The following is a 13,900-nucleotide window of genomic DNA, read 5'->3' as shown; positions in this document are numbered from 1 at the left end:
CCACGAACAGTGAGCCCTCAATGAAGATCTCCCGCGCCACCATCACCCTCATCGATGTTCCGTTGCTGGAACCCTTTGTGGTCTCCTATGCCGCTTACGCCTCAATGCCGAGCGTTATCCTTACCCTCGAGACCGACGACGGGGTAACCGGGTACGGCGAGAGCGTTCCTGACGGACACATCACCGGAGAAACCCCCACCGGGTCCGTCGAAGCCCTCAAAACCGAGTTGATTCCCGCCGTGATGGGCTTGGATCCCCGGGACATCACTGCCGTCCATCAGCGGCTCAACCAGGTCCTCAAGGGCTGCGGAGCGGCGAAAGCAGCCGTCGACATTGCCTGCTGGGACCTGGCTGGAAAAGCGGCCGGGCGCCCGATCTATGCACTGCTCGGCGGCCGGCGGCCTGAACAACCAACCATCGCCAAGGTGATGAGCATCCTGGAACCGGAAGTCCTGGCGGCACAGGCGCTGCAGGCGCGCGGGGAAGGCTACCGGCACCTCAAAATGAAGCTTGGAAGCGATGACGGGCAGGACATCGAGCGCGTGCGGGCGGTCCGGGCAGCGATCGGCAACGACCTGGCCATTCGGGTGGACGCCAACCAGGGCTGGGGCGATGCCGCCACCGCACGCACAATGATCCGCGCCCTTGAACCATTCGGGATTGACTGGGTAGAGCAGCCAATCCTCGCGGACGATATCGATGGCTTCCGGCTGCTTCGCCAGGACACGAGCGCACGCCTTATGGCCGACGAGTCCGTGGTTGACGCCAGCGACATCGCGCGGTTCGTCCGCGACCGCTCGGTGGACATGGTCAACCTCAAACTGATGAAGAGTGGCGGCATCACGCCTTGCCATCGCCTGGCGACTCAGGCTGAACTCGGCGGACTCAAAGTGCAGATCGGTTCCATGCTGGAAACCAGCATTGCCTCCGCCGCCGGTTTCCACTTGGCCCTCAGCCACCCGAACATTGTTTCCACCGAACTCTCCGGTCCCATGAAGTTCGCAAAGGATCCTGGCGACCTCCAGTACATTATTCCCAACGTCCAGATTACTGAGCGGCCTGGGCTCGGAGTCGACGTGGACACGGACATTCTTGCCGAGCTCACGGTGAGCGAATGCGAAGTCAACGCGTGAGTGGAAGCGCCACGAGGCACCGCCGGTTGGCGGAGATTTGGACTCACCTGCACAACCATCCTGAACCGAGCATGCAGGAATTCGCCACAGCGGAGTACCTCGCGGGGGTTCTGGAGCCAGCGGGCCTTAAGGTTCGCAGGTTCGACTTCCTCCCGGGTTTCACAGCCGACGTCGGGACGGGCGCTCCGGTGATTGGACTGCGGGCAGAAATGGACGCCCTTGTACAAAACATTGCGGGGGAGTCGACGGCGGTCCACTCCTGCGGCCACGACGCCAACATGGCAATAATCGCCACCGTGATGCTTGAGCTGGCAGAACTCGGGGACTTCCTGGAAGGCTCCGTGCGGGCGATCTTCCAGCCGGCCGAAGAGCTGGGCAACGGTGCCGAACTCGTGGCGGCCCTTGGCGTGAGTGATGAGCTTGAGTATCTATTCGGCGTGCACCTACGCCCGGAAAATGAACTCCCGGCTCCTTATTTCGCGCCGTCCATTTCGCACGGATCATGCCTGTTTGCCTCCGGAACCATCACGGGGACTGACCATCACGGGGCGCGTCCACACCTCGGGGCAAACGCCGTTGAGGTTGCGCTCGAAATCTCCGAGGGTTTGCGCCGCCTCAAGGTTGACCCGCAAGTTCCCAGCTCGGCCAAGATGACCATGCTCCACGCCGGTGGGGAGAACCTCAACGTCATACCGGGCAGCGGACGCTTTGGAGTGGACCTCCGCGCCCAAACCAACGAAGTCATGTCCGCCCTCCGCACAGGACTCGACTCGGTCTGCGCACGGGTGGCGGCCTCAACAGGGGCAGTGATCGACCTCGACTTCCGGGACGCCGTACCAGCGGCCATGATCGGACCCCGGGCCGAAGCCGCCCTTGCGTCGGCAGTGGCGACGGAGCTGGGCGACGGCCACTTGCGGCCGCGGATTGTTACGTCCGGATCGGACGACTTCCATTTCTACACACTGCGAAACCCCGAAGTTCAGGCAGCCATGCTCGCCGTCGGAGCGAACGTCCAGCCAGGACTTCACGACCCGTCCATGACATTCGAAGCCGACGCCATGGAACGGGCGGTCAGTGTGCTCCTTGAAGCCTGCCGCCAGACGCTGGGGCGGCGTCAATCTTAGCGGCGTTCGACTGGTCTATATCGACAGAATTCACTCGCGCCGGAGGCAACGGCTTCCTGCGCGGCAGGCATGACTACCGGTTCGTGGATGTGCGCTGTCCTTGAGCCGCTGTCAGGACTTCCGCCAGGGTCGCCATCGAATTGTCGCCGGGGGTTGTCATTGCCAGTGCCCCGTGGGCTGCACCGATATCGACGGCTTCTTGAACAGAGAGTCCCTGGAGCAGACCGTAGATAATTCCGGAAGCGAAGCCGTCGCCACCGCCAACTCGGTCGAGAATCTCCAGTTCCCTCCGTTCCCGGGAGGTAACGGTTCCAGTCACTGAGGTGTGGCACATGCCTTGCCAGTCGTTGCGGCTGGCGCTGCTGACCCTGCGGGTGGTTGTGGCGACCAGGCGCAGGTTGGGAAACCGGGCAAGAGTCCGGGAGGCGATTGCGGTAAAACGCGGTGCCCCATCCAGGGAATCAGAGGGAGCCTCAATGCCAAGCCTGTCTATGAAGTCGGTTTCACCTCCAATGACGACGTCCGCGGCTTCGGTTAGTTGCGTGAATATGGCAGCCGCCCGCTGCTGGCCTCCGTGGTCTGCCCACAGGCTCGGGCGGTAATTGAGGTCAACGGAGACAACCGTGCCGTGTTTCCGTGCGCACTTCATGGCGGCTATCGCTGTCGCGCAGGAGTTTTCGGACAGGCCGGCGAAAATGCCGCCGGTGTGGAACCAGCGGACGCCGCGCACGCCGAAGAGGTCCTCGAAGTCCACATCTTCGGCGCTCATCTGGGAGACTGCCGTATTTCCGCGGTCGGAGACGCCCCGCGCGCCGCGAATGCCAAAGCCTCGTTCCGTGAAGTTCAGCCCGTTGCGGGCAGAACGGCCCAGACCGTCATACGGAACCCACTTAATGAGTGAGGTGTCCACTCCGCCGGCACGGGCCAGGCTCTCGATAAGATGCCCGATGTCATTGTCCACGAGGGCTGACAAGGCGGCCGTCCGCTGCCCGAAGACGTGGCTTAGCGCCCGGATGGCGTTGTACTCCCCGCCGCCCTCCCAGACATCGAATTGACGGGCCGTGCGGATCCGTCCTGCTCCGGGGTCCAGCCGCAGCATGATCTCGCCCAGTGCGACAGCGTCGTAGGACGCGTCGGTTTTGACTGTCAGGGGCATCAGATCGATCCCTGGTTCTTGCCTTTGTGTTCGGTCAGCTGTGATCGGGTTTGTGCGCACAGCCGTGCAATTTCCTGGAAATCGCCCGCAATGATCGCCGCGCGGGGAACCATCCAGCTGCCGCCGGCGGCGAACACGGCAGGATGGTCGAGGTAGGTGTTGACGTTTTCTGGACGGAGGCCGCCGCTGGGCATAAACCGCACCTCGGGGAACGGGCCTGAGAGCGCAGTGAGCATCGAGAGGCCACCGGCATGTTCGGCGGGGAAGAACTTCACGTGCCGAAGCCCGGCGGCTACAGCTGTCTGCAGTTCTGAGGCGGTGGAGATTCCCGGGATGGCTGTGACTCCGCGTTCACGGCACCGTGTGACGACGTCCGGTCCGAATCCGGGGCTGACGATGAACTTCGCCCCCGCGTCGGCGGCGAGATCCACATCCGCGGCATTCAGCACGGTGCCGGCACCGAGCAAGAGATCGGTACGCCCGCGAAGCGCTTTCAGCGCTTCCAGGCCGGCAGCGGTGCGAAAAGTTATTTCGGCACAGGAAATTCCGCCTTCAACCAGGGCATCGGCGAGTTCGTTCGCCCCGGACGGGTCATCCAGGACCACGACGGGAACAATCTGGATTTCAGAGAGTATCTCCATGACGGTTGCTGTAGAGGTAGTCATCGTCCCAGCCATCCGCCATCCACTGACAACACCGTGCCCGAGACGTAGTTCGACGCGCGGCTGACCAGGAAAACGACGGCCCCGGCCATGTCGTCGGCGGTGCCCCAGCGGCCTGCCGGGATGCGGCTCAAGATTGCTTGGGACCGGCTGGGGTCGTTACGCAGGGCCTCAGTGTTGTCCGTGGCGATGTATCCGGGTGCGATGGCGTTGACGTTGATGCCGTGGACCGCCCACTCGTTGGACAGCGCTTTGGTAAGTCCGGCGATGCCGGATTTGGCGGCGGTGTATCCAGGGACGTTGATTCCACCTTGGAAGCTCAGCAGGGATGCGGTGAAGATGATCTTGCCCCCGGCGCCGCGCTCGATCATGGATTTGCCGATTTCGCGGCTGAGCACGAACTGCGAGGACAGGTTCACCTGCAGCACATGGTCCCAGAGATCGTCCGAGTGCTCGGCTGCGGGTGCCCGTTCGATGGTGCCTGCGTTGTTGACGAGGATGTCAACTGGCCGTTCCAGGGCTGCGAGCTCAGCGCCGAGGGCGCGGACAGCGTCCCGGTCTGAGAAGTCCACGGTGCGGGCACTGAACGAGCGTCCGTGTGACTCGACCGCCTGCGCGACCTGGCTGCCCTCGGGCTCCAGAGTTGCGCTGACGCCGATGATGTCGGCTCCCGCGGCGGCCAGGGCCTCGGCCATTGCCCGGCCCAGCCCGCGCTTCGCGCCGGTGACAACAGCAAGCTTCCCGGTCAGGTCGAAGGGATGTGTGCTCACGCCGGTACCGCCTGGCAGTCGACCAGGATCTTCATGGCATCGCCGGCAGCGAGCCGGCTGAATGCATCAGCTGTCCGCTCGAGCGGAACGGTTCCGGTGATCAGCTGATCGGCCGGTATGACACCGGCGGCCAGCAACTCTACCGCCGTTTCGAAGTCCCGGCGTTCGTAGACCCGGGCGCCCACGATGGTCAGTTCGCGCCAGAACACCCGCTGGAGGTCCACGGGCCGGGGCTGCGGGTGGATGGCCACGACGACGAGCCGGCCCCGCACCTTTGCCAGCGCCGTCGCGCCCAGAACCGCGGCTGCAGCCCCGGAAACCTCGAAGACGACGTCGGCGCCGGCGCCGACGGTCCAGGTATTGACCCATTCGACCTGGTCCTGGGCCTGAGGGTCCAGCACTTCAAAGCCCAGCGCTTGAATCATGGCGCGGCGGTCGCCGTCGAGTTCCAGCACAACAACCTCGGCGCCGGCGTGCCGGGCGGTGGTGGCGATGAGGACGCCGATGGGGCCGCCACCGATGACGACGGCCTTCTCGCCCGGTTGAATCTCGGCGCGGCGGACGTCGTGGACCGAAACCGCAACGGGTTCAACAAGGGCGGCGTGATCCAGGCGCAGGGAATCCGGCAGCCTGACCAGGACGTTCTCCGGGACGTTCCACTGCTTCTGCAGCGACCCCGGCGAGTCGATACCGATGAAGTTCAGATTCTGGCAAATATGCTCATGTCCGGCCTTGCAGGCGGGGCAGTCCCCGCACCAGTCCAGGGGCATGACCGTGACCGGGTCGCCAAGGTTCCAGCCGCTGACGCCTTCGCCGAGCGCGGAGATGCGGCCGGACATTTCGTGACCAATGATCGCCGGAAAGGTGACTCTGGAGTCCATGTTGCCGTGCAGGATGTGAAGGTCTGTACCGCAGATTCCCGTGAAGGCCACGTCGATCTGGACCTCGCCCGGTGCGGGCGGGCGTTGAGTGCTTTCCACCATGTTGATGGTGCTATTGCCGATGTATGTTGCCGCTGGCATGGCTTCTTCCTTTGATGGGAGGCTTTGCGGGGCCGGGACAGGCCCGGCCCCGCGGGTGACTTAGACGCTGACGGGAGTGGCGTTCCTGGCTTTACCCCAGTACGAGCCTGCGGGATATGAGAACTCGGCAAGCGTTGTCTCGAACATCTCGGCGCTGTATCCGGGAAGGGACGGCAGCACGTACGCGCCGTCGCGCACAACGCAGGGATCGACGAAATGCTCGTGCAGGTGATCAACGAACTCCGTGACGCGCCCTTCGAGGCTTCCCGAGACGGCAACGAAGTCGAAGATCGACAGGTGCTGCACCAGCTCGCAGAGGCCCACGCCGCCTGCATGCGGGCAAACCGGGACCCCGAATTTGGCTGCCATGAAAAGCACGGAAAGAACCTCGTTGACGCTGCCCAGCCGGCAGGCGTCCAGCTGGCAGTAGTCGATGGCCTCGGCCTGGAACAGCTGCTTGAAAAGGACACGGTTCATTCCGTGTTCGCCGGTGGCAACACCGATCGGTGCCACGGCCTTCCGGACCGCTGCATGCCCGAGGATATCGTCCGGGCTGGTCGGCTCTTCGATCCACAGCGGTTTGAATTCGGCGAGGGCACTGACCCATTCGATGGCCTCCGGAACATCCCAGACCTGGTTGGCGTCAATCATCAGGTGGGCGTCGTCGCCGATGACTTCGCGGGCGATTGAACAGCGGCGGATGTCGTCCTGAAGGTCGGCGCCGACCTTCAGCTTGATGTGACGGTAGCCCGAGTCCACGGCCTCCTGGCAGAGCATGCGGAGTTTGTCGTCGGAGTAGCCGAGCCAGCCAGCAGACGTGGTGTACGAGGGGTACCCGGACACATCCAGCTGCGCTATCCGGTCTTTGCGTGATCCTTCGAGGTTCCTCAGCAGCTCCAGTGCTTCGTCGCGGGTGAGCGCGTCCGAGAGATAACGCATGTCTGCGGCGTTGACGAGTTCTTCCGGCGTCATGTCGGCCAGCAGCTTCCACAGCGGCTTTCCGGCCCGGCGTGCGGCCATGTCCCACACGGCGTTCATGACCGCGGCGAGGGCGAGATGAACGACGCCTTTCTCCGGACCGAGCCAGCGAAGCTGGGAGTCGGACTGCAGCTCGCGATAGATGCCGCCCAGGTCCGAGGTGATCTCTTCGACGCTCCGTCCGATCAATGGAAGCGCACGCTGTTCGGCCGCGGCAACGCAAAGATCGTTGCCGCGGCCAATCGTGAAGGTGAACCCGTAGCCCGAGAGCTGCGGGTCGTCGGTGTGGAGGACGACGTAGGCGGCGGAGTAGTCGCCGTCCTTGTTCATGGCGTCAGAGCCGTCCGCCGTCAGTGATGTGGGGAAACGGACGTCAATTACGTCGACTCCGGTGATGACAGTCATTTTGATTCCTTAACGAATGAGCTGGTGAGTGCGGGTGTGGCGTGGAACGGTCAGAGATCGAATCCTATAGGAATATTCATAATTATATATATGGTGTGATCTGAGTCAAGTGATTGTTCGGGCCGGCGCGGGCTCCGGACCAGTTGGTACGGGTGGGCCCTGGGCATGATGCCGTGGAGGGGGCAATCACTTATGCTTCGTTAAGGCCACACTTAGGGAGAAGCGGAGGGCCGATGCCAAAAAGTGCTCCTGCGGACCAAGCCAAGGTCCCAACCAGTGAGGTGTATGCATTGCTGCGTGCCGCCATCATGTCCGGGGACATCGCACCGGACTCGCGCATCAATATTGAGGCTGTTTCACGGACTTTTGGCGTGTCCCAGACGCCGGTTCGCGAAGCGTTGCAGCGACTTGAAGGCGACAACCTGATTGTCTACACCCCGGGCAGGGGATACAGCACCACGGCCCTCCTGGACCTTCAGGGTCTGCGCGCTCTCTTTGAGTTCCGGCTGCTCGTCGAGCCATGGGCGGCCCGGGCGGTGGCAGTTGACAGACTTTCCAACCCGGGAACCCGGCTCATTCATGAGGTGGAAAACTTCCTCGAAGCAGCGGCTCCGGACGGGGACCTGCGTCAGGATATGGTGGCGCACGATGCGCGCTTCCACGAAATGATCCTGACGGCAACCGGCAACCCCGTCATTGGGCAGGCATACGCACAGACCCATTGCCACCTGCATATCTTCCGCTTGTATCCAACGGACATCGGCCGCGCTGCGACCGTCGAGGAGCATCGAATGATTGCCCACGCCATCGCCAACGCCGATCCGGAGACGGCAGAGCAGGTCATGTCTGACCACATCAAGAATTCATTTGGCCGGTTTTCCCGGGCCTTTGATGTCAGCGCAGGCTCTGCGACGCTTGCCCACACGAAGCGCCCACCTGTCCGGCTCCTGCGCTAGGACGATCATCCTCCAGGAACAAAGGGAAACCGGCCTTTGTTCTGGAAGCCCGGAGCCACCCAGTTGCTACATCACCGTTCCGACCATCCATGGAACGAATTCCTTGTCCCCGTAGCCGAAGTCTTCGCTCTTGGTGTGGGTTCCCGATGCGACGTCGAGGATCTTCCTGAAAATTTCCTCACCCAGCTCTTCGATCGTGGTCGTGCCGTCCGCCACGCCGCCGCAGTTGATGTCCATGTCCTCGGTCATGTGGATGTAGAGCTCCGTGTTTGTCGCGAGTTTAATGCTTGGCACCGGGGCGCATCCAAACGCTGATCCGCGTCCGGTGGTGAAACAGACGAGGTTGGCTCCGCCGGCCACGATGCCTGTGACCGAAACAGGATCGTGGCCGGGGGTGTCCATGAAGACGAACCCTTTGGACGTGACTGGCGCCGCGTACTCCACGACGTCCGCCAGGGTGGTCGTGCCTCCCTTGGCGACGGCGCCCAGGGATTTTTCGAGAATGGTGGTGAGGCCGCCGTCCTTGTTCCCCGGAGACGGGTTGTTGTCCATGGATCCCGAGTTTTTCCCGGTGTAGTCGCGCCACCAATCGATGCGTTCCAGCAGCTTGCGGGCCACGGCCTCCGTGGCCGCCCGCCGGACGAGCATGTGCTCGGTGCCGTAGATTTCGGGGGTCTCGCCGACGATCCCCGTCCCTCCCTGGTGGACCAGACGGTCCACGGCGTTGCCGAGAGCGGGATTGGCTGTGATCCCGGAGTAGGCGTCGGAGCCACCGCAGTTGGTTCCGAGGATGAGTTCGGATGCCGGGACCGTGCTTCGCTTCGTGTCGTTGACCTGCTCCATCATGCCCGTGAGCCAACTGATGCCGGCGGCAATGGTCTTCGACGTCCCGCCCAGCTCCTGGATGGTCGAGTAGACGATGGGCAGGTCCTGGCGGAGCTGAACGTCCTGGGTCAGTTGGTTGATCTGGTTATCTTCGCAGCCAAGGCCAAGCACCAGGAAGCCGCCGAAATTGGGATGGGTGAGGTACCCGCGCATCGTCCGGCGGAGGATGTCCATGCCCTCGCCCACCTGGGCCATCCCGCACCCGGTCCCGTGCGTCAGTGCAACGATGCCGTCGATGTTCTCATACTGGTCGAGCACGCCCGAGAACCGGAGACGCTGGACGATCTGGCTCGCTGCCGTGGCGGAGCAGTTGACCGTGCTCAGGACTCCGATGTAATTCCGGGTTCCAACTTTGCCGTCCGAGCGGACGTAGCCCTGAAAGGTCGCTCGCTCGCTGAGGGGCAGAATGGGCTCGTCCTTGGCGTCCACGCAGAATTCGTACTCGCGGTCGAACTCCTTGTAGTCAAGATTGTGCAGGTGAACGTGGTCTCCGGTGCTGATGTTCGACCGGGCGAAACCGATGATCTGTCCGTATCGGCGGACTGCTTCGCCCGCGGCGATGTCACGTACGGCGACCTTGTGGCTGCGCGGAATCGCGGCGGCCAGCGTCACCAGCTGGTCGCCGGTACTGGCCGTTGAGGCTACCCGCATGTCCTGGGTGGTGAGGGCCACGTTGTCTTCGGTGTGAAGGTGAATCAGGGGCGCAATGGCAGGGGTCACTGGGATAAACCTTTGTTCGATGTTTCGGCAGGGCGGTTAGAGAATCTTGCTCAGGAATCCCTGAGTTCTTCCGTGCTGAGGAGAGGAGAAGATCTCTTCCGGTGTGCCTTCCTCGACGATCCGTCCCTGATCCATGAAGATCACGCGGTCGGCCACTTCCCGGGCGAAGCCCATTTCGTGGGTGACAACCACCATAGTCATGCCCTCATTTGCCAGGGCCTTCATCACGGCCAGCACCTCGCCGACAATTTCGGGGTCGAGAGCCGAGGTGGGCTCATCAAAAAGCATGATCTTGGGATCCATTGCCAAGGCGCGGGCTATGGCGACCCGCTGCATCTGACCGCCCGACAGGTTCCCCGGGAAGGTGTCCATTTTTTCCGCAAGGCCCACCTTTGTCAGCAGCATTTCGGCCTTGGCGCGGGCTTCCTCCTTGGAGGTCTTGGCTACCTTAAGCGGTGCCAGCATGACGTTGTCGATGACTTTCAGGTGCGGGAACAGGTTGAAATGCTGGAAGACCATCCCCGCCTCCTGCCTGACCAGATTGATATTCGTCTTCGAATCGTCCAGCCGGTGCTTGTTGATGACGATGCTGCCCGACGAGATCGATTCCAGGCCGTTCATGCACCTCAGAAAGGTGCTTTTGCCTGAACCTGAGGGACCGATGACGCACACCACCTCACGTTCACGGATATGGCAATCAATTCCTTTGAGCACGTGGTTCGGCCCGAACTTCTTATTCAAATTCTCAACAAAAATCACTGGTGTATTCCGATCTAAATGCCCGCGGGCTCTGGAAGTTTGAGGGGGTCGACACGGACGCCGGTGCGTTTCTCGTACAGGCGGCCCAGCCGGGAGATGCCGTAGCAAATGACGAAGTACATGGCGGCGACCACCAGGAACGTCTTGATGGGGTCACCAGTCAGGTTGGTGACAATGTTCCCCGCATGCGTCAGCTCGAGCAGGCCGGTGACCGTGACCAGCGACGAATCCTTGACCAGGCCAATGAGGAAGCCGATTCCCGGGGGAACCATGATCTTTACGGCCTGGGGCAGGATGACATATCTCAGTTTCCGCCAGTAGTTCAGACCCAGGGCATCTGCTGCTTCGCTTTGTCCCTTGGCAACGGCTTCGATGCTCCCGCGCACGATTTCGGCCACGTAGGCGGCGGCGAAGCACGTCAGTGCTATGACGGCCGAGGAGAACTTGTCCGGTTCCAGACCGGGAAACAGCAACGGGATCCCGAAAAAGACGAAGAAGATGATGACCAGAACGGGAATGCCGCGTACGCAGCTGATGTAGATAGTGCTGATCCACCGTGCGATCCTGCTCGGGGATGTCCGGGCGATGCCGAGGATCAGTCCGAAGATGACTCCGAGTATCCCGGATACTGCGCAGAGCTGAATGGTCAGCCAGGCCCCCTGGGCCAGCGGAATCAGGTCCTGCCAATCGAACGGCCTAAACATGCGTCCCCACCGCCCACCGGAACAGCGTCGTTTCGGCCCGTTTCGAGGCCAGCGACATCAGGGCCGATACGGCGAGGTAGAGAAGCCCCCCGACGGCGAGTACCTCGATAGTTCGGTACGTTGTGTTGCTGACGCTCATGATCGCGTTGGTCAATTCAGGAAGCGAGATGATGGATCCAATCGATGAAGCCAAAAACAGCAGAATGAGCTGGTTGGTCAGTGCGGGGAAAACGTTTCGGGTGGCCGGCAGCAGTACGATGTAACGCACGATCTGGGCGGGCTTCATGCCTAGCGCTTTACCAGCCTCACGTAGGCCGTGGGGCACCGATTCGAACCCGGCCCGGTAAATTTCCGCCGTGTATGCGGCGTTGTTCAGGGTCAGGCCTATGACGGCCGCCCAAACAGGCTCGAGGTTGATGCCCAGGGCGGGAAGGGCAAAGTAGATCAGGTACAGCTGTACCAGCAGAGGCGTGTTGCGGATGGCCTCGATGTAGCAGGTGCACAAGATGCTGACTGGTTTTCCAGGCCCGACCTTCCCCAGGTACACGAGAACACCGAGTGCGCTTCCCGCCAGCATGGCCACGAGCGTGATGTACAAAGCCGTCCAGAGCCCCTCGAGTAAAAGCGAGGTGAACGGGAGAAGGTCTCCGAAGTATAAAGCCATGAGCAATGGATCCTATCCGTGAACGGCAGGGTGGGTGGAGACTCCATGTCATCCACCCACGCCTGAGGACGCGTTCGAATACTTTTTAGTGTGCGAGGAAGGGAGGGAGGGCCAGCCCGAACCACTTTTGCAAGGAGGCCTCGTTCTGTCCGGAGATGTTGTAGTTCCGGATGAAGTTGTTGAGGTAGTTAAGCCATGTCTGGTCACCCTGTTTGACGCCAATGGAGAACAGCGCCGGCTTGATCGGGTCGCCCTTAAGAACCTGGAACGAAGAAGGTTCCTTCTTCACCAGCCCGCCAATGATGGCGTTGTTTTCAATGAGTGCGTCCACCTTGCCGCTCTTAAGTGCCTGAATAGAGTCGGCTGTCGTATTGAAGCCGGTTATTTTGGCGTTGGGGAAGCTGGCCTTGAGGATTTGCTCGCCCACGCTTCCCCTTGACGTAGCCACCGACTTGCCGTCCAGATCCGCGTAGCTGGAGATCGGGCTTCCCGCGGGCACCATGAAGACCGTGGAGCTGGCGGCATACGGCTCGGACATGTCCACCACCTGGGCGCGCGCATCCGAAGCGGTGAAGGTGGCAATCACGGCATCCGCCTTGTCGGTCTGCAGCAACGGGATGCGGCTTTCGTTCGTGGCGGTAACGAACTCGACCTTTGCGCCCAGCGAGGCGCCAAGGGCATTGGCGACGTCAATGTCGAATCCCTCGTGGTCTCCCGATGAACTCATCACGCCATAACCCGGAGAGTCGGCACTGACGGCGATCTTGATCGTCTTCGTCTTGAGAATCTGTGTGAGGTGGCTGTCCGCCACGGCTCCTGTTGCGGCACCGGCGCCGCTCGAAGCGCCGCCGGACGAGCAGCCCCCCAAAGTAAGGGCCAACGCGACGGCCGGAACAAGAAGCAACTTCGGCGTTGCTCTGAACATGAGTACTCTCCTGGTGATCATTACTGCGTATCGGAAGCGGGCTGTGACAGCGTTCCGGGATTCCGGGCTGCTCGCGCGGCGAGGGATCCTGTAGGAATATGTTGTATCATATATGCAATGTGATGCAGGTCAAGTCCTGGCCGATATGCCCCTGCCGCAGGCTAGCGGGCTGGCGCACGGTTCTGGGCGGCCATTGATCTATTCAGCAACTGAGAGGAGGAGCGGGTGACAGCATCAGCTGCAAGCGACGTAACGATGGCTAAGGTCGCCGCCAGCGACGTGTATTCGGCGCTTCGCCAGTCAATACTGGATGGCGATATCGCTCCGGGTACGCGCATTAACATCGATGCGGTGTCCCGGCGCCTAGGGGTGTCCCAGACCCCGGTCCGCGAAGCGCTGCAGCATCTGGAGGGCGACAACCTGCTGGTGTACTACCCTGGCCGGGGGTACAGCACCACGCCCCTGTTGAGCCTGGCGGAACTCCGTTCCCTGTTCGAGTTTCGGCTGCTGGTTGAGCCCTGGGCCGCGCGATCCGCCGCAGTGGACCGGCTGTCCAACCCCTCGGCGGCCCTGCGGGCCGAACTCGAGGTGCTTGAGCGCCAGGTGGATGACACCGCGAACGTACGCCAGGATCTGCTGGCCCATGACGCACGCTTCCATGACATGATCCTGGCCTCTGCCGGCAATCCGGTGGTTCAGCAGGCCTACGTCCAAACCCATTGCCACCTGCACATGTTCCGGCTCTACCCCGCGGACCTGGACAGCAGGGTCACCCTGATGGAGCACCGAGGCATCCGCGACGCCATTGCAGCCGCGGATCCGACAGCAGCCGAGGAGGCTATGAGCGCGCACCTCCGCAACTCCTTCCACCGCTTCGCACGTGCCTTCGTCGCGGAGACACCCCCATTGCCGGACGCCGTGCTCGGACGAATGACACCCTGATCGGCGGTTCCGCTTGATCTGAGTCACATCGCGTATATGATGCGTTACATCCATATACGATCCGTTCCGCTCAGGAGATAGAGACTTCATGGCAA

At 62.1% G+C, this 13,900-nt stretch carries 14 protein-coding genes; 4 read left to right on the top strand and 10 right to left on the bottom strand.

What is annotated here, in order from left to right; genetic code table 11:
- The first annotated feature begins 20 nt into the window (after positions 1 to 20).
- Entirely contained in the window at positions 21 to 1,133 is a 1,113-nt protein-coding gene (locus ACQCSU_RS08930; RefSeq protein ID WP_426979385.1) for a mandelate racemase/muconate lactonizing enzyme family protein, read from the top strand.
- Entirely contained in the window at positions 1,115 to 2,257 is a 1,143-nt protein-coding gene (locus ACQCSU_RS08925; protein ID WP_426979384.1) for an amidohydrolase, read from the top strand. Before ACQCSU_RS08930 ends, ACQCSU_RS08925 begins: the two co-directional genes overlap by 19 nt.
- Before the next feature lie 73 nt (positions 2,258 to 2,330).
- Here ACQCSU_RS08925 and ACQCSU_RS08920 read toward each other — a convergent pair whose 3' ends face one another.
- The 5 genes from ACQCSU_RS08920 to ACQCSU_RS08900 are packed head-to-tail and all read right to left on the bottom strand — an operon-like array spanning position 2,331 to position 7,250.
- Positions 2,331 to 3,413 (bottom strand): PfkB family carbohydrate kinase, encoded by a 1,083-nt coding sequence (locus ACQCSU_RS08920; RefSeq protein WP_426979383.1) that lies wholly within the window; start codon positions 3,411 to 3,413, stop codon positions 2,331 to 2,333.
- Entirely contained in the window at positions 3,413 to 4,078 is a 666-nt protein-coding gene (gene eda, locus ACQCSU_RS08915; RefSeq protein ID WP_426979382.1) for a bifunctional 4-hydroxy-2-oxoglutarate aldolase/2-dehydro-3-deoxy-phosphogluconate aldolase, read from the bottom strand. The genes ACQCSU_RS08920 and eda overlap by 1 nt, the downstream gene beginning before the upstream one ends.
- Entirely contained in the window at positions 4,075 to 4,845 is a 771-nt protein-coding gene (locus ACQCSU_RS08910; RefSeq protein WP_426979381.1) for an SDR family oxidoreductase, read from the bottom strand. Before ACQCSU_RS08910 ends, eda begins: the two co-directional genes overlap by 4 nt.
- Positions 4,842 to 5,867: a zinc-dependent alcohol dehydrogenase gene (locus tag ACQCSU_RS08905; RefSeq protein ID WP_426979380.1), complete on the bottom strand. Its 1,026-nt coding sequence runs from the start codon at positions 5,865 to 5,867 to the stop codon at positions 4,842 to 4,844. The genes ACQCSU_RS08910 and ACQCSU_RS08905 overlap by 4 nt, the downstream gene beginning before the upstream one ends.
- 60 nt (positions 5,868 to 5,927) lie before the next feature.
- A complete protein-coding gene (locus ACQCSU_RS08900) occupies positions 5,928 to 7,250 on the bottom strand; it encodes an L-fuconate dehydratase (protein ID WP_426979379.1) in 1,323 nt (440 codons plus the stop codon).
- A gap of 173 nt (positions 7,251 to 7,423) precedes the next feature.
- On the opposite strand from ACQCSU_RS08900, the gene ACQCSU_RS08895 reads away from it, so the two are divergent.
- Positions 7,424 to 8,206 (top strand): GntR family transcriptional regulator, encoded by a 783-nt coding sequence (locus tag ACQCSU_RS08895; RefSeq protein WP_426979378.1) that lies wholly within the window; start codon positions 7,424 to 7,426, stop codon positions 8,204 to 8,206.
- Between the two features lie 66 nt (positions 8,207 to 8,272).
- Here the strand turns inward: ACQCSU_RS08895 and ACQCSU_RS08890 are convergent, their stop codons facing one another.
- The 5 genes from ACQCSU_RS08890 to ACQCSU_RS08870 all read right to left on the bottom strand — a co-directional run bounded on the left by ACQCSU_RS08890 (position 8,273) and on the right by ACQCSU_RS08870 (position 12,863).
- Positions 8,273 to 9,811, bottom strand: coding sequence for a UxaA family hydrolase (locus tag ACQCSU_RS08890; protein ID WP_426979377.1), 1,539 nt, complete (start codon positions 9,809 to 9,811; stop codon positions 8,273 to 8,275).
- Positions 9,812 to 9,847: 36 nt separating this feature from the next.
- Positions 9,848 to 10,570, bottom strand: coding sequence for an amino acid ABC transporter ATP-binding protein (locus ACQCSU_RS08885; protein ID WP_426979376.1), 723 nt, complete (start codon positions 10,568 to 10,570; stop codon positions 9,848 to 9,850).
- A gap of 14 nt (positions 10,571 to 10,584) precedes the next feature.
- Positions 10,585 to 11,274, bottom strand: a complete 690-nt coding sequence (locus ACQCSU_RS08880) for an amino acid ABC transporter permease (RefSeq protein ID WP_426979375.1) — start codon at positions 11,272 to 11,274, stop codon at positions 10,585 to 10,587.
- Positions 11,267 to 11,938 carry an amino acid ABC transporter permease gene (locus tag ACQCSU_RS08875; protein WP_426979374.1) on the bottom strand — a complete coding sequence of 224 codons (672 nt, stop codon included), beginning with the start codon at positions 11,936 to 11,938 and terminating at the stop codon, positions 11,267 to 11,269. The genes ACQCSU_RS08880 and ACQCSU_RS08875 overlap by 8 nt, the downstream gene beginning before the upstream one ends.
- A gap of 85 nt (positions 11,939 to 12,023) precedes the next feature.
- Positions 12,024 to 12,863, bottom strand: coding sequence for a transporter substrate-binding domain-containing protein (locus ACQCSU_RS08870; protein ID WP_426979373.1), 840 nt, complete (start codon positions 12,861 to 12,863; stop codon positions 12,024 to 12,026).
- A gap of 225 nt (positions 12,864 to 13,088) precedes the next feature.
- On the opposite strand from ACQCSU_RS08870, the gene ACQCSU_RS08865 reads away from it, so the two are divergent.
- Positions 13,089 to 13,805 carry a GntR family transcriptional regulator gene (locus tag ACQCSU_RS08865; protein ID WP_426979372.1) on the top strand — a complete coding sequence of 239 codons (717 nt, stop codon included), beginning with the start codon at positions 13,089 to 13,091 and terminating at the stop codon, positions 13,803 to 13,805.
- Positions 13,806 to 13,900: the final 95 nt, after the last annotated feature.

This window comes from Pseudarthrobacter sp. O4 (assembly GCF_050157025.1).
Classification (GTDB): domain Bacteria; phylum Actinomycetota; class Actinomycetes; order Actinomycetales; family Micrococcaceae; genus Arthrobacter.
This window is presented reverse-complemented; position numbering and strand designations above follow the sequence as displayed.

Bases quoted from the DNA above. Each gene is read 5' to 3' on its own strand.
- ACQCSU_RS08870 (WP_426979373.1), bottom strand. From the start codon at position 12,863: ATGTTCAGAGCAACGCCGAAGTTGCTTCTTGTTCCGGCCGTCGCGTTG.
- ACQCSU_RS08900 (WP_426979379.1), bottom strand. From the start codon at position 7,250: ATGACTGTCATCACCGGAGTCGACGTAATTGACGTCCGTTTCCCCACA.
- ACQCSU_RS08930 (WP_426979385.1), top strand. From the start codon at position 21: ATGAAGATCTCCCGCGCCACCATCACCCTCATCGATGTTCCGTTGCTG.
- ACQCSU_RS08905 (WP_426979380.1), bottom strand. From the start codon at position 5,867: ATGCCAGCGGCAACATACATCGGCAATAGCACCATCAACATGGTGGAA.
- eda (WP_426979382.1), bottom strand. From the start codon at position 4,078: ATGACTACCTCTACAGCAACCGTCATGGAGATACTCTCTGAAATCCAG.
- ACQCSU_RS08920 (WP_426979383.1), bottom strand. From the start codon at position 3,413: ATGCCCCTGACAGTCAAAACCGACGCGTCCTACGACGCTGTCGCACTG.
- ACQCSU_RS08925 (WP_426979384.1), top strand. From the start codon at position 1,115: ATGCGAAGTCAACGCGTGAGTGGAAGCGCCACGAGGCACCGCCGGTTG.
- ACQCSU_RS08875 (WP_426979374.1), bottom strand. From the start codon at position 11,938: ATGGCTTTATACTTCGGAGACCTTCTCCCGTTCACCTCGCTTTTACTC.
- ACQCSU_RS08880 (WP_426979375.1), bottom strand. From the start codon at position 11,274: ATGTTTAGGCCGTTCGATTGGCAGGACCTGATTCCGCTGGCCCAGGGG.